The organism is uncultured Chitinophaga sp. (assembly GCF_937898475.1).
Classification (GTDB): Bacteria; Bacteroidota; Bacteroidia; order Chitinophagales; family Chitinophagaceae; genus Chitinophaga.
This window is the reverse complement of record NZ_CALEJS010000015.1, coordinates 563,685-585,813: the sequence shown is the minus strand read 5'-3', so window position 1 is coordinate 585,813 and position 22,129 is coordinate 563,685. Positions and strand designations below refer to the sequence as shown.

Below are 22,129 nucleotides of genomic sequence, written 5' to 3'. Positions count from 1 at the left end.
CCCAACCTTTTCTATTGCTGTGCCTGTCTTCAATGGTATATAAACCATATTTTGTATGCACAAACTTCATGTTTTTGTAATGCTGACAGGCGCGTTCATTGTTGGGAACACCGCCTGTCAGAAAGAGGAATCCATCAAGGCAGTAGAAAAGCTGAAAGGCCTGAAAGCTGCGGCATTCAGTGACAGCACCGGGTATGATACCCTCTGGCCGCCGTATGACAGCTTTCCGCACGATTCTTTCCCGCATGATACATTTCCGCACGACACTTTTCCATGGCCGCCGCACGATACTATTCACTGGCCTCCCCATGACACCTTTCCATGGCCGCCGCACGACACACTTCCGCATGATACCTTTCCCTGGCCGGATAGCCTGCGCCGCAGGCATTCATGAGCGTAGGGATCAGTCACTTGGTAGCTTTCAATTAATATTTTGATTGTTTAGATAGGGCAACGGCTTTAGTATTCCTGTTAAGGCCTGATTATTAGTCTTTACCTTTTTATCCATTACGAATTGGCTTTAGTCAACAGCTGAATTATGCATTTAAAATTGTCAGTGATCGTTCCGGCATATAACGAAGCAGCATATATCTATAACATCCTGTTACGCATACACGAAGTAAAGCTGCTGCACAACATGCAGCAGGAAATAGTAGTAGTAGATGATCATTCTACCGACGATACGGGACTGCAGGTACAATTATTCCGGGAACATTATCCAGCGGCACAGCTCCGGTATATCCGCCATGATGTTAACCGCGGAAAAGGGGCGGCGCTGCGTACCGGTATCCATGCCGCCAGCGGTGATTTTATCGTGATCCAGGATGCCGACCTGGAATACGACCCCGAAGAGTTTAACCTGCTGCTGGCGCCCGCCCTCGCGGGAAAGGCAGACGTAGTATATGGCAGCCGTTTCAGGGGGCACCAGCCGCATCGCATCCTTTTCTTCTGGCACACCATCGGCAACAAGTTCCTGACCTTTGTTTCCAATATGTGTACTAACCTGAACCTTACGGATATGGAAACCTGCTACAAACTGTTCCGCAGTAATGTGATCAAAGGCGTGCAGCTGAAAGAGAACCGCTTTGGTTTTGAACCGGAGGTAACGGCTAAGATCAGCCGTATACCCGGCATACGCATCTATGAAGTAGGGATCTCTTATTATGGCCGTACTTACCGCGAGGGCAAGAAGATCAACTATAAAGATGGTTTCCGGGCTATTTACTGCATCCTGAAATACAATTTCCTGAACGGATGAAAATTGTTAACTGCTAACAAGTGTCATGGTTTTTCTTTTATTGAAGTTCGCGGGCATTGTCTTACTGTCAATTCCTTATGGCATCGGCGTCTATACGGCCTGGTACAGGTATGCCTGCCGGCAGCCAGGCGGTGCATATTCTTTTTCATTGATCACCCTGAGCGGTTTGATGACCTGCGGGGTGGTTGCTTCCTGGCTGTCTTTACTGATGCCGCTGGCAGAACTTGCCAATATGCTAATATTGGCGGGTGGTCTTTTGTTGTGGTGGCTGCAGCGCAAAACTGTACATGCCGCGGTAAAACGCTGGCGGCAGCAAATAAGAGCGGAACCAGTGATTGTCAGGGCGGTATTCCTGGTATTGCTGGTGTTTGCCCTTTATCTTTCATCGCGGCAATCACTGGCTTATGATGAGGGGCTGTATTATATACAGTTCATTAAATGGATGCAGCAATATCCCGTGGTACCCGGCCTGGCCAACCTGCATGAGCGCTTTGGTTTCAATTCGCACTGGCATGTGATCAGCGCACTGTTTAACTGGCATTTCATTACGGGGCAGGCGGTGAACCAGCTGAACGGTTTGCTGTACCTGCTGGTGGCTTTGTACCTGTTACCCGCTTTAGGCGCCGCCCCGCGCGGTATCAGCTGGTGGATGAAAGCCGGCCTTTTGGCAGGAATGCATTTACCGGTGGTACTGGTATACAATATGACGGCCCCCGCACCGGATATGGCGGTGTTCTATCTCTGTGCACTGCTGCTGGTATTGTGGATGGAAGCTATTGCGGATCGTAACGGCGAAGCGGGAGAGGAGGATCTTTTCTTCATTTTTCTTTGCGCGGTTTTCCTGGTAACGGTAAAGATATCGGCAATAACGGTGCTGTTGTTACCTGCCTGTCACCTGATACGTGTTGTACGTTCAGGCGCCTGGCGGCAGGCAAAGCTGCTGGTGGTGATAGCGGTATGGATACTGCTGCCCTGGTTGATCCGCAATGTGATCCTCAGCGGTTACCTGGTATTTCCATTTGAAAAGGCGGACCTGTTTTCATTTGACTGGAAATATCCTGCGCCGGGTGTTGGTAAGGTGCGGGAACTCATTAAGATGTGGGCCTTTTACCTGGTCAGGGATCCCGCTGTGCTGAGCGCCGCTACTTTCCAGGAACGGGTACGCATCTGGTTTCTGCACAACCTGCGCATATATGATCAATGTATGCTGCTGGTTATGATCCTGTTGCCCTTTGCATTATGGTGGAGAAGATGTGTATTGCCCGCTGGCTTGCGGTATTGGGTATTGTTCCTGTATGCTGGCGCTGGTTGCTGGTTTTTCTCCGCGCCTGATCCGCGCTTTGCCTATGGTTTCCTGGTGCCTGCCTGTATACTGATGGGGTACCTGCTTTTGATGAACCTGCGTTCTTTTCGTTATTTACAGCTGGCCATTATTGTATTGCTGCTGGCCATGCAGGCTGCTACACTGCTGCTGTACGGCCACCTGCACCGGCAGTTCATGCAGCTGGGCGCCATTGCGCCGGTGGCGGCGAATGGATGGTGGATGCCGCCGCCCTGTTTCCAGCAGAAGGTGGTCCGGCATACAGTTCCATTCATTTACTATACGCCGGATCAATCAGACCGTTGCTGGGATGCGCCATTACCCTGTACATGGCAGTTGCCGGAAGGAGTGGAGCTGCGGGGAAAAACCCTGGAAGAAGGGTTCAGGGTAAGGTAAGGAAATTTAAATGTCAGACATCACACTTGTATAGATCTCGTCAAACGATTTTCCTTTATCTTCCGGCCAGCGTTCAGAAAATTTTATTTCTACATTTTTCATCAGCTGGATGCACAGCATGATATTGTCCTGCCCCATTTCACCAAACAGCATATTTACGAGCTGTGTAAGCCGTTTAAAGCTGGCCTGTAATACTTTTTCACCCCTGGCGGTAATTTTTACACGCTTGGAGCGGCCGTCGGCAGGGTCGGGCAGTTCGGTGATAAAGCCGTTTTTCCGCAGGCGGTTCAGCAGGTCGGTACCGGTAGACATTTCGTAGATGGTGGCATAGATAACGTCTGATTTACGGGGCTCTTTCATCTGCAGGATGGTGTTCAGCAGTGCAAACTCCTCAAACTGGCTGATGCCGGTACCTTCGAGGGCAATGCGGCCATACAGCTGGTGCAGCCTTACAATGCGGCCCATGAGCTTAGCCAGCAGGGCTTCCGGTTTCTTTGGCTGTAGTCCGCCGGTTAACGCCCTGGGCAGGGACTGTTCTTCCTCCTGCTGCGTGGAAAGATAATAACGGCAAAATTCTGCAATGCTGCTGTCCGGATGTTTTTCTTCAAAAGCGCCCCAGGCGTTTACCAGCTCTACTGTTTTGTTCATATTACTACGGATATGGAACAAAATAATAAAAATTATTACAATCCCCTTTGTTATTACAACGGGGTTGTAGTATATTTGGAGTAATTACTTCGAGTACGTACAAATTAATCGCTGTTTACCTACACCCATCTTACATTGCTGCTAATGCATTAGCTGAGGTTTAAAAACATCAGACTATGAACAATCCGTTTATTTCCTTTATGCGGGAGGCGAGGCTGTTTATTTATACGCCGGGTATTATACACCTGGGTATTGTGCAGCTGCTGGTTCGTTTACTGTTGAGAAAGAGGCTTTTGTAAGCATTAAACTTCAATATATGGGTACCATTAATCTATTCCCGCTGGGGATTGTACTGCACATTACCGGTATTGCCCTGCTGACCGCCGGCCTGCTGGGCAGCTATGTAACTTTGAGACAGCTCTGGAAATATTACCCGGAGGATGAACGTCAGGCAGCTGCCGTGTTCAAAACATCACAGGCTTATAACATTTTCTTCGGCCTTGGGGGAGCGCTCATCCTTATCAGCGGCTTCCTGTTGCTAAGGGCGTTCCAGTTTGCTGTTACCAAACAGCTCTGGTTTGAGGTTAAAATGGGGCTGGTGATCTTTCTTGTGCTGAATGCCAGGATCTTCGGCGCGCCGGTGATCAAAAAGCTGAAGCAACTGTTGTCATCATCCAATGGCGTAGCAGATGTGGTACAGCATGGTATGCTCAGACGCAGACTGCGAGTTTTTCATGCCTTACAGCTATTGGTGCTGCTGATCATCTTTGTATTGGCCGTTTATAAGTTCCAGGGCTAGCAATGCAAATTCCAAATACCAAATTCCAAATGCCAAATACCAAATACCAAATACCAATTTGAAATGCTCCATGCTGTATTACGGGTGTTCTTTGAAAAGTGCTCCGCATTTTTGGATTTTGGAATTTGGAATTTGGTATTTGGTATTTGGTATTTGGATTTCGGTATTTGTCCCCTACTGGGGCCTCCATTCGTTGTTGTGACGGTTCATATCAGGGAAAGCCTGATCAGGATCTATCAGTACCTGGCTGAGCGGAGTGGTGGAAGGATAGCGGAATGTCCAGGTACCGCCGCGTTGCCAGATCTCAGCGGGCAGACGGACAGTGTCTGTTTTGCCGTTGCTTTCTTTCATGGCGATAATCGCCGGCATCACCATCTGATCCAGGTTTTCTATGGTGATCAATGCGCCCTTTGCAGGATCATTGTCCTGGTATTTCACTTCTTTCACTGCCTGATCCAGTTTCCAGGTATTCAGGAACCAGCCCCGCCAGAACCAGCTGAGGTCTTCACCACTTACATTTTCCATGGTGCGGAAGAAGTCCCAGGGTGTAGGGTGTTTAAAGGCCCAGCGGTGTATATAGGCCCGGAATGCTTCATCAAACCTTTCCGGTCCCAGTACATAATCGCGTAGCAGCATGAGGGCCAGGCCGGGTTTAAGGTAGGCCAGGTTGCCCAGCTGCCGTGCCTGTATTACATCGGGAATGTTCAGTATGCCTTCTGATCCGGGACCGAACAGATTGGTGGCCAGTCTGCCGCCTGTTAAAGGTTGATAGTATTCTCCTTTATTAAATGCTTTGGAATTGAGCTGGTTAATGAAGGTATTGAAGCCCTCATCCATCCACGCATACTTTCGTTCATTGGAGCCAACGATCATTGGGAACCAGTTGTGTCCGAATTCATGATCCGTAACACCCCACAACCCGTTGCCGGCGCTTCTGGCAGAGCAGAAAACAATGCCGGGGTATTCCATGCCGCTTACAATGCCTGCTACATTGGTTGCTACCGGGTAGGTATACTCCAGCCATTTTTCTGAGTAGAGCTCGATAGCGTTTTTCACATATTCAGTAGAGCGGCTCCAGGCGGTATGTCCTGCACTTTCCACGGGGTATACGGATTGGGCAAGCGCCTTTTTGCCGCCGGGCAGGTTAATGCGGGCGGCATCCCAGATAAATGCATGAGAGGCTGCCCAGGCCACATCGCGGGTGTTCTTACAGCTGAAGCGCCAGGTAAGCTGCCCGTTGCGTGCATCCGTACGCGTGATGATCTCGGTGCTGTCGCGGATCATCACGGTATGATCGCTTACGCGTGCGCGGCCAAGGCGGCTGATCTGATCGGCGGTCAGCACCTGTGCGGGGTTCAGCAGCTCGCCGGAGCCAGCTATGATCATACCCGCCGGTGCGGTGATGTTGTAACTGATGTTACCATATTCCAGGTAAAATTCAGCAGCACCCAGGTAAGGAGCAGTGTTCCAGCCCAGTACATCATCATATACAGCCATGCGGGGATACCATTGTGCCACTTCATAGATCCAGCCATAGCGGGTGGGCAGCCTGCCTAAACGGTCGGTACCGTAGAGAGGTATTTCAAAGGCGTAGTCCACTTTTACCTGTACCGTGCCGCCTTGGGCTTTCAATGCCTGCGGCAGTTCCAGTTTCATTCGGGTATCGTTTACCCGGTACCGTGCCTCACGGCTTTTTCCCGCCTGGGTAATACTTACTTTGCTGATCTCAAAGCCCTGGGTCACGCTGCGATTGTTAAAGCGTCCGCCGGTCACCACTGCGGTGGCAACGGAGCGGGAGTCTGCCCGGTAAATGTTCTGGTCCAGCTGCAGCCAGAGGAATGACAGCGTATCCGGGCTGTTATTGGTATAAGTGATCAGCACCGATCCGCTGATACGGTGCCGGGTGGTATCCAGTGTAACGTTGATCGTATAGTCTGCCCGGTTCTGCCAGTATTTTGGTCCCGGTGCTCCGCCTGCGCTGCGGTACTCATTGCCGTTGTGGGTATAGAAGAGCGGGTTAAAGGCAGCATGCTGGTCATACCCGCCAGGCGTTTGGGCCATCAGGGTGTGCAGGCAGCTGATGAGGATGCAGGCATGCAGTAGGAAGAATTTACTGATTCTCATAAACAATTGTTGTCTTAACGGTGATATAACATGAAAGAAGATAGTGATTAATTTGAAAGGAAGCTATGCTTCCTGGTGGGCATGTCCTTCAGCAGGGCGGTTTGTGAAACGGGAATGAAAAATGAAGGTAACGAGCAGTCCCAGCAGGCAACCGGCCAGTACAGACAATACTCTTTCCAGGGCCGTATCCCAGATATGCCTGCCGGCTTCATGCAGTGTTACGATAATGGTGGCGGCCAGCGCTGAACGTGTAGAGGGTTCCAGTTTCAGCAGGGTACAAACGGCAACGGTGATGGCTATACCACCGCTGACCATTACTACCGTTGGCGGGTGTACGACCAGCATGAGCAAACCTGCGCCCGCACCAACCAGGTTAGCCTTTATACGGCTCATTGCCAGGGATACCGCATCTGTACCATCCGGGGAGAGTACCAGCATTACGGAGATCAGGCACCAGATATAATCGTGATAGTTAATTAAATACGCGATGAAGAATACCAATAGGGCGCCGGCAACACATTTAGCCATGTATACCAGCAGTCTTTTAACAGGAAAGGTTGTCATGCCTGTAAATTACAAAAAAGATGGGTGGGGCTTATTTGTATTCCACCTCCAGCGTGCCATAGCTGATCAGCAGAAAGGCCGGGTCTGTTCCCGCTTTGGCCGCGCTGATCTTCAGGGGTAATACCTGCGCATGGTATGCGTCGGCGGTAAAGGGATTGTTGCGGCTGTAGTCCTGGTCAATGAACTGCCAGATGGGATGGGTGCGGTGCATGTTCACCTTGTTATCATAGGGCCCGAAAACAGTGGTATAGTTCAGATCAGGCGATCCGCTGAAAGCGGTATAACGTTTTTCAAGATTGCCTGCGGTATCATAGGTGTACAGGATGTTCATCTCAGTGCCCTCACTAAAGCTGCGGGATACTTTAATGATCCTGTTCTCCCTATCATATTCATAGCGGTCTGTTTGTGCAACAGGCAGGCCGTTGTAGGGTTTTGCCGCGTCGGGATCGGGGAGCGGGCCATCCTCACCTACGCGGCCAAAATAATAGACCGTATCTCCTGCAATCCTGTTGCTGTTATCGTAATAGTAACGATACCATCTTTCAAAGAGGCCCTGCTGGCAAGGGCCTGCATAATCGGTAAGGCGTTGCTGTGCGTCGTAACGGAAGAGATAAGTGGCGGCACTGCCGGCATCCGTCTTGCGGGTAATGCTGACAGGGTTGCCGTAGCTGTTATATTCAAAAACAACAACATCACCACTGCCGGATTCTCCCGGGTAAGGTTTTATGGCGCTGATCTGCAGGCCTTCATGCCTGTTATTTACATTAATCGTTCCATTGCTGCTCAGTAACAGCATAAAGGCAGGAAAGAGCAGGACAATCCTATGCATAGACAGTCACTTTTAAAGATGGCGTTGGGGTGATAGCTGGGGTACATTTCAAAGGCGCAGGTCAAAATAAGACTGGATTAAAGATAAGGAAAATATTGGCCTGACGCGCCTTATTTGAATTATGCAAGTTTTTCTTTGATTCATACAACAAAAACATCCAGTACTTTAACTAATTTTATTAAACTACTGTTTAATAGAAGGAAGTATTGGTCAACTCTTTAAGGAAAAAAAAGTATTATGATAAAGCTTACTATCAACCAGAAGGAGCATACAGTTGACGCCCCCGCTGATATGCCGCTCTTATGGGTACTCCGTGATATAGTTGGGCTGACAGGCACCAAATTCGGCTGCGGTATGGCGCAGTGCGGGGCCTGTACTGTTCACCTGAACGGTGAGGCTGTACGATCCTGTGTTACACAACTGGGAAGGGCAGCCGGGCAGCAGGTGGTTACCATAGAAGGGCTTTCGCCCGATACCAGCCATCCGCTGCAGAAGGCCTGGCTGCAGGAAGATGTGCCGCAATGCGGCTACTGCCAGTCTGGCCAGATCATGTCTGCCGCCGTGTTGCTGCGCGAGAATCCGAACCCCAGTGATGATGATATTGACAGGGCCATGAGTGGTAACATTTGCCGTTGCGGTACTTATCCGCGTATACGAAAAGCCATTCATCTTGCAGCGCAACTTCAAAAAGAGGGAGGTAAATCATGAAAAGCGAACTTACAACCAGCCGTCGCGGCTTCCTGAAGGCAGGCGCCTTGCTGGGCGGCGGGTTAATGATATCCTTTACCGTGCCGGCAGCCAAACGCCTGGCTGCTATTGGCGCCGCAGCCAGTGAAGATGCGGTGGCCTATTTTGCACCCAATGCTTACCTGAGCATCGGGGCAGACGATACCATCCGTATCCTGCTGGCGCATGCGGAAATGGGGCAAGGCATATGGACCACCCTGTCTATGCTGATAGCAGAAGAGCTGGATGCAGACTGGAATAAGTTCAAGATCGAGCATGCGCCTCCCGGAACACCGTACATACATACGGTTTACGGTTTGCAGATCACCGGCGGCTCCAGCTCTACCTGGTCCGAATTTGACCGTTACCGGCAGGCGGGCGCCCTGGCACGTTCCATGCTGGTGGAAGCAGCTGCCCGGAAGCTGGGTGTGAACCCCTCTGAATGCCGTACCGAAAACGGGGTGGTGATTGCCGGCGATAAACGCATCAGTTACGGACAGGTAGCTGCCCTGGCTGCCACTTTGCCGCCGCGTACCGAACCGGTACCCTTACGCCCACCGGGTGAATGGAGGTATATCGGCAAAGGGGTAAAGCGACTGGACGCGCCGGGGAAAGTGAATGGCGGCGCAAAATTCGGAATGGATGTACATTTCCCGGACATGCTTACGGCAGTGGTAGCGCATCCGCCCGTGTATGGCAGCAAGGTAAAATCCTTTGACGACAGCCGGACCCGCAAGGTACCCGGCGTACGCAATGTTGTGAAGATACCTACCGGCGTTGCGGTGATTGCGGATAATTTCTGGGCCGCCAAAAAAGGGAGGGCGGCATTAAAAGTGGAATGGGACCAGGAAGGCAATGAAGGCGTTGATACCCCCACCCAGCTGGAAGCGTACAGGAAGCTGGTTGCCAGTAAGGGCCTGCCCGCTGCGGAAAAGGGTAATGCAGCCGATGCCCTTTCCAAAGCAGCGAAGGTGCTGGAAGCAGAATATACGTTCCCTTACCTGGCGCATACGCCTATGGAGCCGGAGAACGCTACGGTACGGCTGACGAAAGACCATTGCGAGATATGGACCGGTACCCAGATGCCGATGGCGGAACAAGCGGCCGCCGCAAAGATATTAGGCTTTAAGCCTGAACAGGTTAGTGTGCATACGGTGTTCCTGGGTGGTGGTTTTGGCAGAAGGGGAACCCCTGCCTGTGATTTTGTTTCGGAGGCGGTACATATTGCAAAGGCCAGCGGACAATTCATCAAAATGGTATGGACCCGCGAAGATGATATACATGGCGCTTACTTCCGTCCCGCTTTTGTGCATAAAGTACGTGTAGGCCTGGGTGATAATGGTTACCCGGTGGCCTGGGAGCATAACATGGCCGGGCAATCCATCATGGCTGGCTCTCCTTTTGAAGCAACGATGAAGAACGGGATAGACCCTTCATCGGTGGAAGGGGTGGCAGACTCGCCTTACCTCAGCGAGGTACCTGACCATTATGTAGGCCTGCATTCTCCCAAATACCAGCTGCCGGTGCTGTGGTATCGTTCGGTAGGCCATACCCATACCGCTACCGTAATGGAATGTATGATAGACGAGCTGGCAACAGCGGCCGGCAAGGATCCGCTGGAGTATCGCCGGGCTTTGCTGAAGAACCATCCGCGTCACCTGGCGGCGCTTAACCTGGCTGCAGAAAAAGCCGGCTGGGGAAGCCCGCTTCCGGCAGGAAGGTTCCGGGGTATTGCCGTGCATGAATCTTTTCTCAGCTATGTAGCCCAGGTAGCCGAAATATCGGTGAGTGATGATGGCCAGATCAAGGTACACAAAGTGGTCTGCGCCGTTGATTGCGGCCTGGCGGTGAACCCGGATGGTGTACGTGCACAGATGGAAAGTGGTATTAACTTCGGGGTATCTTCCTGCCTGTACGGTGAGATCACGCTGGCAAAAGGGAAAGTGCAGCAAAGTAATTTCCACAATTATCGAATTGCCAGGATGAATGATACTCCGCCAGACATTGAAGTGCACATTGTGAACAGTACTGAAAAAATGGGCGGGGCAGGAGAGCCGGGCGTACCGCCGGTGGCCCCCGCTATTGCTAACGCCGTTTTCGCAGCTACGGGTAAACGTCTCCGGAATTTGCCCTACTGTAATATTAACCTCAAAGCTTAAATTATTATGGCCAACATCAGAAATTACAGACCAGGAAAGATTGTCTACCTGCTGTTTATGGTCAGCGCCGTATCAGCGATAGCATTGTCTTTCAATACAACAGGCAGCGGCCTGTTGAACGACGGACCACCGAAGAAAGACAGCGTGGCGTCCAAAAAGGCGTTCCTTGCCGCGTACAGTGTGCTGATGCACCCGCGTTGCATGAACTGTCATCCGGCCGGCGATGCGCCCTTACAGGGGGAAGACAGCCACATCCATACCATGAACGTACAGCGTGGCCCTGATGGTAAGGGACTATACGCTATGAAATGCTCCAATTGCCACCAGCCGGAAAATACGCCCGGACTGCATATGCCGCCCGGCAATCCCAACTGGCACCTGCCGCCTGCAGATATGAAAATGGTGTTTGAAGGTAAATCTCCCAGGGAACTGGCCGCGCAGCTGCTGGATCCTTCCCTGAACGGCCATAAAACAAAAGAGCAGCTCATAGAACACGTTTCCTTTGACAAGCTGGTGGTGGGATGCTGGAACCCCGGTGAAGGCCGTGCGCTGCCCCCCATGGCGCATGAAGAGTTTGCCAGGCAGTTCAGGACCTGGATAGAAACCGGCGCCTACCTGCCTGATAAATAATTAAAATTTGTACTTTCATTCTGCGACAAGCTAATACTTGACGGTTGCCGGTTTTGCGTGACGGGCGCGAAGATACTGACTGCTGTTACTGATAACCGGCAATTTTATCGCAGCATGATTTATGGAAAAAATGATCAGGGAAATACTGAAGCAGGGTGACTTCAGGGTGAACGGAAGCCTCTGGATCGAAAACAAGGGCACCCGTTTTTTTGGGCCAGGTCCGGTAGAGTTACTGGAGCATATTGCCGAGACAGGGTCTATCAAACAGGCGGCCCATCGGATGGGTATGTCTTACAAAAAAGCCTGGGACCTGGTCAATAATATGAACACCATGGCCGCCCGGCCCTTTGTACTTACCAGCACGGGAGGAGAAAAGGGAGGTGGTTCCGTTATTTCAGAAGAAGCCAGGCAAATGATCCAATACCACCGCCAGCTGCGCGAAAGATTCCGCCAGTTCCTGGAACAGGAAACCGCCCGTTTGAAATAGTTCCGTTTTTTAACGAGTAAAATTTAAAAGGGTATTAGCGTTTCGTTGTAAAGCTACACGCAGTACTGTTACTTATTTAGAAGATTGCATCGTCGCCCCACGCGCAGGACTGTGAGCTTCTCGCAATGACGCGCGAATGAAGACCTGTTTGCCGTTTGAAAGGATTGCTTCGTCGCCCCACGCGCAGGGCTGCGCTGCGTGTCGCAATGACGTGCGAATGAAGACCGGGTCTGCAATCCCGTGATTGCGAAGCCCGGAGGGCATTAGCGGGGAGCCGGCCGAAGCAATCCTATAAAAAACAAACGTTGTTAACCTGAGCATAACGCCCCAGTCTAGCGGCAACTATAGCTGACTTCCAGCTGGTGATAAGCGATGCCAAGAAAATATTTATCGAATTTTGTAGGATCGCTTTCGACCTTCAGCGGTAATCCCCGTTTATTATAAGTTATTGCCTGGAAAGGATTATTAACGCTGAAATCCCGGTCAATAAACTGCCAAACGGGATGCGTGCGGTGGAGGTTGACCTTGTTGTCGTAGGTATAGGTAAAAATAACGCTGTTGCCATTGTATACCTTTTCAAGATTGCCTTCCTCGTTATAGACATAGCGCATTATATATCTGCCGCCGGTGCGTGGATGCTGATCATCCTGGCGGATAATCCTGTTCCGGGCATCATAGGTGTAGGTTGTAATAAGCTCCACGTACCACTGCTGCGGCGGGTCTGTTAATGCGCCAAAGGTGAAGAGGGTATCCTGCACGATCCTGTTCTTGCTGTCGTAGCCGTAACGGCGCCTGAACTCAAAATGCACACCGTCGCTATACACGCCTATGTAGTCTGTTAACCTGCGATGAGCATCATAATAAAACAGGTAATTAGGATGTCCGGTGGTAGGAATAGTCCTTGTAATGCTCACAGGGTCTCCTTTGGCATTATAGACAAAAACAGCGCTGTCACTTAATGCAAATCCAAGATCTCCTTTTAGCTGCTGGATACTGCATTGTGGGTGCCCATCCGGATGGTGGTCTTCTTTCTTACAGGCGGGTGATAGCAGCGAACTGATAGTAATCAGAACAAGCGGTACTGAGGGAATTAAAGTGCGTTTCATGTAAAATGATTTAGGGGTGAAAAAGGGGCGGGGTGTATTGGGTTAAAGAAGGAGATATAAATGTAAGGGAAATTGAAATACACTTCATTTTCGTCAACTGGTGTTTTTTATATACTAATAACGAATAATCTTATCCGAATGGTAATATTTTATTGAAAAATAATTTTTCGGTATAACTTAGTTGTGTGACGGCTAAAACGCAAGCATCTTACAACCTTGTTCAGGACGCGGAGGCAGCAGCGGCCCTGTTCAGCCCCATGCGTAGTTCAATCCCTGAAAAACATATGTTATGCAAAAGAAAGACTGGAGTCAGTTTACATTAAGGATCCCTGTCAATGCGTCCATACAGGAGATCTACGACCGCTGGACCAGCTCCGGGGGACTTGAAAGTTTCTTCCTCCGGCAGGCATTGTTCACCAGCCGGGAAGGGGCGGTAAAGGAAAAAGAGCAAAGGATTGCACCGGGCGATACTTATGAGTGGCGATGGTTTGGCTTCCCGGACAGTGTAACGGAAACCGGGAATGTACTGGCTGCCAACGGGAAGGATTTCCTTCAATTTATCTTTGGAAAAGCAGGCACGGTAAGCGTTCGTATCAAAACAATGGAAGGCGTTACTGTTGTTGAATTAACGCAGGAAAACATTCCAACTGATGAAGACGCAAAATTCAACTACCACATTGGCTGCCAGGGCGGCTGGCTCTTTTACCTGGTGAACCTCAAATCACTCATGGAAGGCGGTATAGATCTGCGGAACCGCAACGAAAAACTTACCGCCGTAATCAACTCATAAGCCTGTTATTGATCCGCTTACCGCTTACATATGGGTTATCCTTCAGGATGAACCGGTAGGGCAGCAATGCATCTGCTCCGGCATAATCTACACCTATGCGTGGCGTAGCTATTATGGCGTCTGCGGGAGGGGTAAAACCATCTGCAGCAATGTAGATGTCATTGCCAGTGAGGTCCCAGCCTGTATAAGCGGTAGTGATGCCCAGGGCTTTTGACACATTGCCGGGGCCTTTACCCAGGGTATAATCCCAGCGGTCCTTACCAGCACGTTTTAGCATGTGCTCAATGCCCGAAAGCGGCTCTATAGCCCTTATCAGCACGGCATGCGGCACATCTTTCCTGTTGGTCACCACATTGAGCAGATGGTGGATGCCGTAGATCAGGTATACGTAAGCGGCACCGCCTTTGCCGAACATTACTTCCGTACGGGCGGTACGCCTTCCGCCATAGGCGTGAGAGGCGCGGTCAGTTACACCTGCATAGGCCTCTGTTTCAACGATGCGCCCGGTGGTGGTGAAACCATTGAGCCTTGTTACCAGCACCTTGCCCAGCAATTCCCTGGCAATAAGCAGTACATCTGGACGGTTGTAAAAGGAGTACCTCAGTTTTTCCATTGCAGCAGCCAATTTAGCGATTCTTTATTTATACAGAATTCGCCGTTTTGTATCTACATTTCCTGCCCTGATCTATTCTGCACCGGGAGGCCTGTAGCAGTGCCGTAGCTTTGTTTCAGCAATTGATTTTAAGAACTTTAAAAACTAATGGTTATGATCTTCGCATTCATTTTCTTCAGGATACTGTTCATTGCCTGCATGGTGTTTATCATCGGGTATGTTTTCGGACCATTTGCCAGGAACCGCACGCTGACCGTCATTTCACGAGTTGCGGCCATACTGGCTATCGTGCTTTTCCTGTCTGCCAATATGCTGTTCTTCCGCTTTGGCGGCTGGCGGACCGCCCATCACCCCGGCTGGGGCAGGGAGTGTGTGCATGAGGCGCCGCAACAATAAGCAGGGCAGGAGCGTAAGGGTAAATGGCGTATCTTTAAAATGTTTTTTATTAGTAAACCGCTAAATAATACCCGCTATGGTCTTACTAAAGAACACCTTCGCCCTGCTCCTCATTTTCTTATGCATGTCTTTCTCCCCGCTGCATCACGGCTGGGCTAACTATGACCAGAAAAAGGTGCTTGATTACACCGGCGTTATCCAGGAGTCTGCTTACGAGAACCCGCACGCCACTATAAAGGTCACGGATAATAAGAAAGAATGGACGGTGGTATTGGCGCCCGTCAGCCGCATGCAAACCCGTGGAGTTACCGCCGATATGGTTAAGAAAGGCGCCTCCCTGCGCGTAGTGGGGTACCCGCACAAGAAGATCAAGAACGAAATGCGTGCGGAAAGGATCTTTATCAATAACCAGAAATATGAACTGCGTTGATTGCGGCCTACCTGGAAAACAGCCCGCTGGCGGGTGCTATCCGCGATTCAACCTGGGCATATCCTATCCTTGAGATCATCCATATTACAGGCATTGTTATGCTGGCAGGCGCAGCCTTCATGTTCGATCTGCGCCTGCTGGGCTTTTCAAAAGAGCTTCCGGTAGCAGGTCTGGCCCGTCATTTATTGCCCTGGTCAAAAAGAGGGCTCTTACTGATCGTTCCTTCGGGCCTCCTGCTTTTCATTACCAATGCGATAACGCTTACCAGCAACCCGGTGTTCTGGCTGAAAATGCTGTTGCTGGTTACCGCCGGACTAAACGCCTTGCTATTCCATCGCCTCATTGATCGCATACCGGAAAAGCAGCGAACCCCTACCAGGGCTAAGCTCATGGCCCTGCTGTCCATAGTTCTCTGGATTGCTGTGATAACCTGCGGCCGCCTGTTGGCTTACTGATACCAGCCAGTCATTATTTTTTATTATTTTCATTCCTATGCGCATCACCCTCATTGTTTTCGTTTTACTTGCTTTATTACAGACAACGAATGGCCAGACAACCCAGCGCGCCCGCGATCTGGGTCTGCGTATCGGCGTAATGCCCACCGGGCAGTGGAACGCTATAACTGACGTACCTGGTGTGAAAGTTGGACATACTACCATTATAAAAGGCGGTGATGTTCGTACGGGCGTTACCGCAATACTGCCCTATGAAGGCAATATCTTTCAGCAGAAAGTGCCGGCTGCCGTCTTTGCCGGCAATGGTTTCGGTAAACTGGCCGGCAGCACGCAGGTGGCTGAGCTGGGTAACCTTGAAACACCGGTTGTGCTCACCAATACGTTGAACGTGCCCACCGCCATGGATGCGCTGATTGAATATACGCTGCAGCAAAAAGGCAATGAGAACGTGCGCTCTGTAAATGCTGTGGTGGGAGAAACGAACGACAGCTGGCTGAATGATATCCGCAGCCGACCGGTAACCAGGCAGGATGTGCTGCAGGCGTTGCAGCATGCCCAGACAGGCCCTGTGCAGGAAGGCAGCGTGGGCGCGGGCACCGGCACCATCTGTTTCGGTTTCAAGGGTGGCATCGGTACTGCATCCCGTAAATTGCCGCAACAGCTGGGTGGATACACTGTTGGGGTGCTGGTGCAAACCAATTTCGGCGGTATGCTGCAGATCGATGGTGTGCCGGTGGGCGAGGAGCTGGGAAAGTTCGAATTCAGCGAACAGCTGAACAATAAGGTAGACGGCTCCTGTATGATCGTTGTCGCCACCGATGCACCGGTAGACAGCCGTAACCTGGAACGGCTGGCCAAAAGAGCTTTTATGGGCCTTGCAAAAACAGGCGGAATTGCCTCCAATGGCAGTGGCGACTATGTGATCGCTTTTTCCACTGCGGATGCTGTTCGTATACCTTACGCGCCGACGGGCCCGGTACAATCCGTTCCAGTGCTGCATAATGAATACGTTACACCTTTGTTCATGGCGGCAATAGAGGCAACGGAAGAAGCGATCATTAACTCGCTCTTTGCCGCCACCGGTATGCAAGGAAGAGATGGTCATATGGTAGAAGCGCTTCCCATGGAAAAGGTAATGAACATGCTCAGGAAATATAACCGGATCAGATAACCCCAGTTACAGCTACCCGTACTAACAGTTTTAAGCGGTATCAAAAAACCATAAAAAGTTTTGCAGGAATTTTTTTAAATTTATTGAGTGCTTGCAGATCAGTGTAGTCTCACAATCCCCCTGTTACTATCCTTACTTTATTGAGCCGTTTAAAACCAAAATTATGTCAACACCCCAATTGCTCGATCGCCGGCAGTTCATCAGAACAGCTGCACTGGCCACAGGAGGGCTGGTTATTGCATTCAATGTTCCCGCACGCCTTGTGAAAAAATTACAGGCAGCCGGAGAAACGGTATTTACGCCCAATGCATACCTCCGTATCGGATCGGATGACACGGTTACCGTTATTCTCTCACACTGTGAAATGGGCCAGGGCATCTGGACATCCCTCAGCATGCTGATAGCAGAAGAGCTGGATGCCAGCTGGCAAACCATCCAGGCGGAACACGCTCCCGCCGCTGCCGCCTTTTACCACACTATATATGCTACACAGCGTACCGGCGGCTCTACCAGTCTCTTATCTGAATATGACCGTTACCGCAAGGCCGGCGCCACCGCCCGCCAATTACTGGTGCAGGCGGCGGCCAGCCGTTATCATGTGGCTGTAAAGGATTGCCGCACAGCAGATGGCCACGTGATCATCGGCGATAAAAAAATACGTTACGGTGAGCTGGTAGAAGATGCTGCCGCACTGCCACTTCCTGCCGATGTTCCGTTAAAGGACCCGGCGGAGTGGAAATTTATAGGCAAGAAAGTAAAACGGCTTGACACCCCCGTCAAGATCAACGGGAAGGCGATCTTCGGAATGGATGTGCAGTTTCCCGGGTTACTTACCGCGCTGATCGCACGGGCGCCTTTTCCCGGCGCCAAAGTAAAGGAGTATGATGCCGCTGCATCCATGGCTGTTCCCGGCGTTCGCCAGGTAGTGCCCATCCCTGGTGGTGTGGCTGTATTAGGCGATGATTTCTGGGCGGCAAAAAAAGGCCGCGATGCGCTCAGGGTGGAATGGGACTTTGGTGAAGCGGCAGGTATAAACAGCGATGCCTTGCTGGCAGAGCTGAAAGAACGTGCCGTTAAAGGCGGATTGCCAGCCACCAGCTCCGGTAACCCGGACGAAGCGCTCAGCCGGGCAGCGCATGTTGTGGAAGCAGAATACTATCAGCCTTTTCTGGCACATGCGCCAATGGAGCCGCTGAACTGTACGGTGAAGTTAAGTGCAGATAAATGTGAGATCTGGACAGGCACACAAACACACACGAACGACCAGCAGGCGGCGGCTGAGATCACAGGTCTGCCAATAGACAAGGTGTTCATCAACACCGTTTTCCTGGGCGGTTCTTTTGGAAGAAGGAACATCACCCGTTCCGACTTTGTACGGGAAGCAGTTGAAGTGGCCAAAGCTTCAGGCAAACTGATAAAAACAGTATGGACGCGTGAAGACGATATACAGGGTGGTATGTACCGCCCGGCTTTCCTTCACCGCTTTAAAGTTGGTCTTGATGAAAACGGAACACCAGTTGCCTGGAAACAGATAAGTGTGGGTCAGTCTGTGATGACAGGCGGACCTTTTGAAAAAGTGGCCGTTATCAATGGCGTGGATATGTTCTCTATTGAAGGCATGCAAACGGCACCGCATGTCAAAAGCATACCTGATCAACGTATAGAGCTGAATACTCCTGTATGGCCGGTATCTGTGGATAACTGGCGCGCTGTAGGCCTTAGCCATACCATTTTTGCTATGGAAAGTCTGTCAGACGAATTGGCACACGCCGCAGGAAAAGATCCTGTAGCATACCGCCGTATGTTGTACAAAGATGAGCCCCGCCTTGTGAACGTACTGAACCTGGCGGCAGAAAAAAGCGGATGGGGATCGCCCTTGCCTCCAGGTTATGGGAGAGGAGTTGCCGTGTTTGAAGGAGTAGGCAGTTTTTCTGCGGTGGTGGCGGAAGTAGCCGTTTCAAAAGGAATGCCTCCAAGAGTAACGAAAGTTACCTGTGCCATAGACTGCGGCCTTGCCATCAACCCCGATGGCGTGGCAGCACAGATGGAAAGTAACCTGGCATTTGGCCTGTCTGCAGCCCTGTACAGTGAGATCACTTTTAAAGACAGCAAGGTGCAGCAGCGAAATTTCTATGACTACAAAACCTTACGGATCAATGAGATGCCGGAGATTTCCACTTTTATTGTGCCAAGCAATGAAAAGCCCGGCGGTGTGGGAGAAGCCACCGTCGGCCATATGATGCCGGCGCTCACAAATGCAATTTTTGCTGCAACGGGTAAGCGTATACGGCATTTGCCGGTGATGAACCAGGACTTAAGTTAATAACCGCCACAATCATCCCTTATGATAAAGTTGACTGTAAACGGAAAAACACACCAGCTGGATGTGCCTGCTGATATGCCGCTGCTTTGGGTTATTCGTGACCGCCTGGGACTTACAGGTACAAAATTCGGCTGTGGAGCCGCGCAATGCGGCGCTTGCACCGTACACCTGGACGGGGAGGCGATCCGTTCCTGTGTGGTGCCGGCATCCCTGGCCGATGGCCGGCAGGTGGTGACTATTGAAGGCCTGGACGCTGATTTAGCCGTGCCGCTGCAACAGGCGTGGACAGAATTTGACGTTCCCCAGTGCGGTTATTGCCAGTCCGGCCAGATCATGAGCGCTGCCGTACTGCTTAAGCACAACACAAAGCCCACTGATAAAGATATTGATGAAGCGATGACCGGGAATGTTTGCCGCTGCGGAACCTACCAGCGCATCAGGAGTGCCATTCACCTGGCAGCAGAACTCAAAAGGTCCGGCGCGATGAAGCTGACTTTGCCTTCATGAAGGAAGCCTGGATTTCAGCAGTTGGTGGTCAGCCAGTTATGGGGGAGAAATCCCCTTTATCCTATTTAACATAACGTAAATTATCAGAGGAGTAGAGTGGTTGAGTTGGGGAGAGTGCTTGGTTGTTGGAGATTTGTAGGGTGAGGTCAGTACGGGGAATTATTACAGCAAATTTACGTAACTTAATAGACATACATCGCTTCATAAACCATTCTTTCCATGAAGCAATTTTTTCTTTTGGGATGGCTCGTTTTATTGATCCCGGTTGTACTATCTGCACAAAAAGTGATCGTCATAAAGATCGACGGCAGCATTAACCCGGTATCCGCCGATCACATACGGGACGGCATTAAAAAAGCGTCCAATGAAAAGGCTGAGTGCCTCGTGATCCTGCTTAACACGCCTGGCGGCCTGCTAAAGTCTACGCGGGTTATTGTCAGCAATATCCTGGCATCCCCGGTGCCCGTAGTCGTATACGTAGCGCCAGGCGGTGCTCACGCCGGTTCTGCGGGGGTTTTTATCACCATGGCTGCCCATATAGCTGCTATGGCGCCAGGCACCAATATCGGTGCTGCCCACCCGGTGGATCTCCAGGGCAAAATGGACGCTGTAATGAGCGATAAGGCCACCAATGATGCCGCCGCATTTATCCGGTCTATCGCTGAAAAGCGCCAGCGTAATTTCCAGTGGGCTGAAGACGCTGTTCGCCGCAGCCTGGCCATCACTGAAAAAGAAGCGGTGGAAAAGCGGGTTGTAGACCTGGTGGCGGCTAATACCTCCGATCTGTTGCGCGATATTGACGGTAAAAATATTTCCGTTGAAGGAGGCGCTACTGTGCTGCGGACAGCCAATGCCCGGGTAGAAACCGTGGAAATGACGGCCCTGGAAAAGCTACTGGACCTGCTGGTGGATCCGAATGTGGCTTATCTCCTGTTGCTGCTTGGCATGTATGGTATCCTGTTTGAGCTGTATAACCCCGGCGCCATTTTGCCGGGCGTTGTTGGCGTGATCAGCCTGATACTGGCTTTTTATTCCATGCATACGCTGCCGATAAATTATGCCGGCCTTGCCCTGATCATTTTTGCCATCGTCCTGTTTCTCCTGGAGATTAAGATTGTCAGTCACGGCATCCTGGCAATTGGCGGCGTGGCCTCGCTCCTGTTAGGTTCGCTCATGCTGATCCGTTCAGATGCGGCCCTGGAAACCGTCAGGATCTCCCGTAGTGTGATCATTGCTGCAGTGGCTGTATCCGCGCTCTTTTTCCTGTTTGTGCTGGGCCTGGGCGTAAGGGCCCTGCGTGCGAAGCCGGCAACCGGCGTTGAAGCGATGGCCGGCGAGACCGGCGAAACCCTGGAGGCGCTGGAGCCTGGCGGTACTGTGCGTGTTCATGGCGAGATCTGGCGGGCCATATCCACCGGCAACAACATTGCCCGGGGAGAAAAAATACGGGTAGTTGGCATCCGTGACCTTACCCTGCTGGTAGAACCTTTTTAAGTTTGAGGTTTAAGGTTTGAAGTTTGAGGTGAAGAACAGGTGTGCGTACAGGTCCGGATCCTAAGCTTGCTACTTTTAACTTTTAATGAACCTCAAACCAGAAACATCAAACCTTAAACCTTCAAATATGGAAACAGTTTCTGTCTGGATGATTGTTATTATCGTTTTCGCCGTCATTATCCTGGCCAATGCGATCCGCATTTTACGGGAGTATGAACGTGCGGTGGTATTCCGGTTGGGCCGGTTGGTGGGTGGTGGTGTAAAAGGTCCCGGTTTAATCCTGCTGATTCCCATCATTGATAAAATGGTTAGGGTAAGTCTGCGTACAGTGGTGTTGGATGTGCCGCCCCAGGACGTCATTACACAGGATAATGTATCCATTAAAGTGAATGCTGTGGTGTATTTCCGGGTGATCCAGCCCAACAAGGCGGTGGTTGAAGTGGAAAATTATCTCATGGCTACCTCCCAGCTTTCGCAGACAACGCTGCGCAGTGTACTGGGGCAATCAGAGCTGGATGATCTCCTGTCCCAGCGGGAAAAGATCAACCAGAAGCTGCAGCAGATCATCGACGCTCATACGGAGCCCTGGGGTGTTAAAGTATCCAATGTAGAGGTAAAGCAGATCGATCTGCCCCAGGAAATGCAGCGTGCCATGGCCAAACAGGCTGAGGCGGAACGCGAGCGCCGCTCCAAGGTGATTGCCGCTGAAGGAGAATTCCAGGCTTCACAACGCCTGGCAGATGCTGCCAAGATCTTAGGGGAACAGCCCAGCGCCCTTACCCTGCGTTACCTGCAGACCCTGCGCGAAATCGCTACAGAGAACAATTCTACTACTATTTTCCCGGTGCCGGTTGACCTGCTAAAGCCTTTCCTGGCACAACAGCTGAAAGCCGCAGAATAAAG

The 22,129-nt window shown here is 51.1% G+C and carries 24 protein-coding genes; 18 read left to right on the top strand and 6 right to left on the bottom strand.

The annotated features are described in order from the left end of the window. Window positions 1-55: 55 nt before the first annotated feature. The 3 genes from Q0577_RS09235 to Q0577_RS09225 all read left to right on the top strand — a co-directional run bounded on the left by Q0577_RS09235 (window position 56) and on the right by Q0577_RS09225 (window position 2,975). On the top strand, window positions 56-394 hold the full coding sequence (locus Q0577_RS09235; protein ID WP_298735205.1) for a hypothetical protein: 339 nt from the start codon (window positions 56-58) through the stop codon (window positions 392-394). A 144-nt stretch (window positions 395-538) separates the two neighbouring features. After that, a complete protein-coding gene (locus Q0577_RS09230; RefSeq protein ID WP_298735202.1) occupies window positions 539-1,258 on the top strand; it encodes a glycosyltransferase family 2 protein in 720 nt (239 codons plus the stop codon). 25 nt (window positions 1,259-1,283) lie between these two features. Next, window positions 1,284-2,975, top strand: coding sequence for a hypothetical protein (locus tag Q0577_RS09225; RefSeq protein ID WP_298735199.1), 1,692 nt, complete (start codon window positions 1,284-1,286; stop codon window positions 2,973-2,975). A gap of 6 nt (window positions 2,976-2,981) precedes the next feature. Here the strand turns inward: Q0577_RS09225 and Q0577_RS09220 are convergent, their stop codons facing one another. Then, entirely contained in the window at window positions 2,982-3,623 is a 642-nt protein-coding gene (locus Q0577_RS09220; RefSeq protein WP_298735197.1) for a MarR family winged helix-turn-helix transcriptional regulator, read from the bottom strand. Window positions 3,624-3,799: 176 nt separating this feature from the next. On the opposite strand from Q0577_RS09220, the gene Q0577_RS09215 reads away from it, so the two are divergent. Continuing rightward, the gene (locus Q0577_RS09215) at window positions 3,800-3,922 is read left to right on the top strand and encodes a hypothetical protein (RefSeq protein ID WP_298735194.1); all 123 of its coding nucleotides are present in this window, start codon (window positions 3,800-3,802) and stop codon (window positions 3,920-3,922) included. 17 nt (window positions 3,923-3,939) lie between these two features. Further along, a complete protein-coding gene (locus Q0577_RS09210; RefSeq protein WP_298735182.1) occupies window positions 3,940-4,422 on the top strand; it encodes a DUF2214 family protein in 483 nt (160 codons plus the stop codon). 174 nt (window positions 4,423-4,596) lie between these two features. On the opposite strand, the gene Q0577_RS09205 is transcribed toward Q0577_RS09210, so the two are convergent. The 3 genes from Q0577_RS09205 to Q0577_RS09195 form a co-directional block, all read right to left on the bottom strand. Further along, entirely contained in the window at window positions 4,597-6,546 is a 1,950-nt protein-coding gene (locus tag Q0577_RS09205) for a M1 family metallopeptidase (RefSeq protein WP_298735179.1), read from the bottom strand. Between the two features lie 63 nt (window positions 6,547-6,609). Further along, window positions 6,610-7,110, bottom strand: a complete 501-nt coding sequence (locus Q0577_RS09200) for an FUSC family protein (protein WP_298735177.1) — start codon at window positions 7,108-7,110, stop codon at window positions 6,610-6,612. A gap of 31 nt (window positions 7,111-7,141) precedes the next feature. Then, complete coding sequence (locus tag Q0577_RS09195; RefSeq protein WP_298735174.1) at window positions 7,142-7,939, bottom strand: hypothetical protein; 798 nt, start codon at window positions 7,937-7,939, stop codon at window positions 7,142-7,144. Between the two features lie 237 nt (window positions 7,940-8,176). Between Q0577_RS09195 and Q0577_RS09190 the strand changes: the two genes are divergently transcribed. The 4 genes from Q0577_RS09190 (at window position 8,177) to Q0577_RS09175 (ending at window position 11,941) form a co-directional block, all read left to right on the top strand. Then, window positions 8,177-8,647: a (2Fe-2S)-binding protein gene (locus tag Q0577_RS09190; RefSeq protein ID WP_298735171.1), complete on the top strand. Its 471-nt coding sequence runs from the start codon at window positions 8,177-8,179 to the stop codon at window positions 8,645-8,647. Further along, on the top strand, window positions 8,644-10,824 hold the full coding sequence (locus tag Q0577_RS09185) for a xanthine dehydrogenase family protein molybdopterin-binding subunit (RefSeq protein WP_298735169.1): 2,181 nt from the start codon (window positions 8,644-8,646) through the stop codon (window positions 10,822-10,824). Before Q0577_RS09190 ends, Q0577_RS09185 begins: the two co-directional genes overlap by 4 nt. A gap of 6 nt (window positions 10,825-10,830) precedes the next feature. Then, entirely contained in the window at window positions 10,831-11,454 is a 624-nt protein-coding gene (locus Q0577_RS09180) for a hypothetical protein (RefSeq protein WP_298735166.1), read from the top strand. A gap of 121 nt (window positions 11,455-11,575) precedes the next feature. Next, complete coding sequence (locus tag Q0577_RS09175) at window positions 11,576-11,941, top strand: winged helix-turn-helix domain-containing protein (RefSeq protein WP_298735164.1); 366 nt, start codon at window positions 11,576-11,578, stop codon at window positions 11,939-11,941. A gap of 332 nt (window positions 11,942-12,273) precedes the next feature. Here the strand turns inward: Q0577_RS09175 and Q0577_RS09170 are convergent, their stop codons facing one another. Beyond that, window positions 12,274-13,047, bottom strand: a complete 774-nt coding sequence (locus Q0577_RS09170) for a hypothetical protein (RefSeq protein WP_298735161.1) — start codon at window positions 13,045-13,047, stop codon at window positions 12,274-12,276. 289 nt (window positions 13,048-13,336) lie between these two features. Between Q0577_RS09170 and Q0577_RS09165 the strand changes: the two genes are divergently transcribed. Beyond that, window positions 13,337-13,837: an SRPBCC domain-containing protein gene (locus Q0577_RS09165; RefSeq protein WP_298735158.1), complete on the top strand. Its 501-nt coding sequence runs from the start codon at window positions 13,337-13,339 to the stop codon at window positions 13,835-13,837. Here the strand turns inward: Q0577_RS09165 and Q0577_RS09160 are convergent. After that, complete coding sequence (locus Q0577_RS09160) at window positions 13,827-14,450, bottom strand: DNA-3-methyladenine glycosylase (RefSeq protein ID WP_298735156.1); 624 nt, start codon at window positions 14,448-14,450, stop codon at window positions 13,827-13,829. The genes Q0577_RS09165 and Q0577_RS09160 overlap by 11 nt on opposite strands. Before the next feature lie 153 nt (window positions 14,451-14,603). On the opposite strand from Q0577_RS09160, the gene Q0577_RS09155 reads away from it, so the two are divergent. The 8 genes from Q0577_RS09155 to Q0577_RS09120 all read left to right on the top strand — a co-directional run bounded on the left by Q0577_RS09155 (window position 14,604) and on the right by Q0577_RS09120 (window position 22,127). Further along, window positions 14,604-14,846, top strand: coding sequence for a hypothetical protein (locus Q0577_RS09155; RefSeq protein ID WP_298735154.1), 243 nt, complete (start codon window positions 14,604-14,606; stop codon window positions 14,844-14,846). A 76-nt stretch (window positions 14,847-14,922) separates the two neighbouring features. Then, complete coding sequence (locus tag Q0577_RS09150) at window positions 14,923-15,276, top strand: DUF6152 family protein (RefSeq protein WP_298735151.1); 354 nt, start codon at window positions 14,923-14,925, stop codon at window positions 15,274-15,276. After that, window positions 15,273-15,731 carry a DUF6644 family protein gene (locus Q0577_RS09145; RefSeq protein WP_298735148.1) on the top strand — a complete coding sequence of 153 codons (459 nt, stop codon included), beginning with the start codon at window positions 15,273-15,275 and terminating at the stop codon, window positions 15,729-15,731. Before Q0577_RS09150 ends, Q0577_RS09145 begins: the two co-directional genes overlap by 4 nt. A gap of 37 nt (window positions 15,732-15,768) precedes the next feature. Beyond that, on the top strand, window positions 15,769-16,902 hold the full coding sequence (locus Q0577_RS09140; protein WP_298735145.1) for a P1 family peptidase: 1,134 nt from the start codon (window positions 15,769-15,771) through the stop codon (window positions 16,900-16,902). Between the two features lie 163 nt (window positions 16,903-17,065). Further along, window positions 17,066-19,225 carry a xanthine dehydrogenase family protein molybdopterin-binding subunit gene (locus Q0577_RS09135; protein WP_298735143.1) on the top strand — a complete coding sequence of 720 codons (2,160 nt, stop codon included), beginning with the start codon at window positions 17,066-17,068 and terminating at the stop codon, window positions 19,223-19,225. Window positions 19,226-19,246: 21 nt separating this feature from the next. Next, window positions 19,247-19,732, top strand: a complete 486-nt coding sequence (locus Q0577_RS09130; RefSeq protein WP_298735141.1) for a (2Fe-2S)-binding protein — start codon at window positions 19,247-19,249, stop codon at window positions 19,730-19,732. A 219-nt stretch (window positions 19,733-19,951) separates the two neighbouring features. Next, the gene (locus tag Q0577_RS09125; protein WP_298735138.1) at window positions 19,952-21,226 is read left to right on the top strand and encodes a nodulation protein NfeD; all 1,275 of its coding nucleotides are present in this window, start codon (window positions 19,952-19,954) and stop codon (window positions 21,224-21,226) included. Window positions 21,227-21,353: 127 nt separating this feature from the next. Then, window positions 21,354-22,127 carry a slipin family protein gene (locus Q0577_RS09120; RefSeq protein ID WP_298735135.1) on the top strand — a complete coding sequence of 258 codons (774 nt, stop codon included), beginning with the start codon at window positions 21,354-21,356 and terminating at the stop codon, window positions 22,125-22,127. Window positions 22,128-22,129: the final 2 nt, after the last annotated feature.

What these genes read in the sequence shown, in the direction of transcription:
- Q0577_RS09135 (WP_298735143.1), top strand. Translation starts at nt 17,066, where the DNA reads ATGTCAACACCCCAATTGCTCGATCGCCGGCAGTTCATCAGAACAGCT.
- Q0577_RS09150 (WP_298735151.1), top strand. Translation starts at nt 14,923, where the DNA reads ATGGTCTTACTAAAGAACACCTTCGCCCTGCTCCTCATTTTCTTATGC.
- Q0577_RS09125 (WP_298735138.1), top strand. Translation starts at nt 19,952, where the DNA reads ATGAAGCAATTTTTTCTTTTGGGATGGCTCGTTTTATTGATCCCGGTT.
- Q0577_RS09200 (WP_298735177.1), bottom strand. Translation starts at nt 7,110, where the DNA reads ATGACAACCTTTCCTGTTAAAAGACTGCTGGTATACATGGCTAAATGT.
- Q0577_RS09185 (WP_298735169.1), top strand. Translation starts at nt 8,644, where the DNA reads ATGAAAAGCGAACTTACAACCAGCCGTCGCGGCTTCCTGAAGGCAGGC.
- Q0577_RS09230 (WP_298735202.1), top strand. Translation starts at nt 539, where the DNA reads ATGCATTTAAAATTGTCAGTGATCGTTCCGGCATATAACGAAGCAGCA.
- Q0577_RS09120 (WP_298735135.1), top strand. Translation starts at nt 21,354, where the DNA reads ATGGAAACAGTTTCTGTCTGGATGATTGTTATTATCGTTTTCGCCGTC.
- Q0577_RS09180 (WP_298735166.1), top strand. Translation starts at nt 10,831, where the DNA reads ATGGCCAACATCAGAAATTACAGACCAGGAAAGATTGTCTACCTGCTG.
- Q0577_RS09140 (WP_298735145.1), top strand. Translation starts at nt 15,769, where the DNA reads ATGCGCATCACCCTCATTGTTTTCGTTTTACTTGCTTTATTACAGACA.
- Q0577_RS09170 (WP_298735161.1), bottom strand. Translation starts at nt 13,047, where the DNA reads ATGAAACGCACTTTAATTCCCTCAGTACCGCTTGTTCTGATTACTATC.
- Q0577_RS09165 (WP_298735158.1), top strand. Translation starts at nt 13,337, where the DNA reads ATGCAAAAGAAAGACTGGAGTCAGTTTACATTAAGGATCCCTGTCAAT.
- Q0577_RS09190 (WP_298735171.1), top strand. Translation starts at nt 8,177, where the DNA reads ATGATAAAGCTTACTATCAACCAGAAGGAGCATACAGTTGACGCCCCC.
- Q0577_RS09155 (WP_298735154.1), top strand. Translation starts at nt 14,604, where the DNA reads ATGATCTTCGCATTCATTTTCTTCAGGATACTGTTCATTGCCTGCATG.
- Q0577_RS09195 (WP_298735174.1), bottom strand. Translation starts at nt 7,939, where the DNA reads ATGCATAGGATTGTCCTGCTCTTTCCTGCCTTTATGCTGTTACTGAGC.
- Q0577_RS09175 (WP_298735164.1), top strand. Translation starts at nt 11,576, where the DNA reads ATGGAAAAAATGATCAGGGAAATACTGAAGCAGGGTGACTTCAGGGTG.
- Q0577_RS09220 (WP_298735197.1), bottom strand. Translation starts at nt 3,623, where the DNA reads ATGAACAAAACAGTAGAGCTGGTAAACGCCTGGGGCGCTTTTGAAGAA.
- Q0577_RS09235 (WP_298735205.1), top strand. Translation starts at nt 56, where the DNA reads ATGCACAAACTTCATGTTTTTGTAATGCTGACAGGCGCGTTCATTGTT.
- Q0577_RS09160 (WP_298735156.1), bottom strand. Translation starts at nt 14,450, where the DNA reads ATGGAAAAACTGAGGTACTCCTTTTACAACCGTCCAGATGTACTGCTT.
- Q0577_RS09205 (WP_298735179.1), bottom strand. Translation starts at nt 6,546, where the DNA reads ATGAGAATCAGTAAATTCTTCCTACTGCATGCCTGCATCCTCATCAGC.
- Q0577_RS09210 (WP_298735182.1), top strand. Translation starts at nt 3,940, where the DNA reads ATGGGTACCATTAATCTATTCCCGCTGGGGATTGTACTGCACATTACC.
- Q0577_RS09215 (WP_298735194.1), top strand. Translation starts at nt 3,800, where the DNA reads ATGAACAATCCGTTTATTTCCTTTATGCGGGAGGCGAGGCTGTTTATT.
- Q0577_RS09130 (WP_298735141.1), top strand. Translation starts at nt 19,247, where the DNA reads ATGATAAAGTTGACTGTAAACGGAAAAACACACCAGCTGGATGTGCCT.
- Q0577_RS09225 (WP_298735199.1), top strand. Translation starts at nt 1,284, where the DNA reads ATGGTTTTTCTTTTATTGAAGTTCGCGGGCATTGTCTTACTGTCAATT.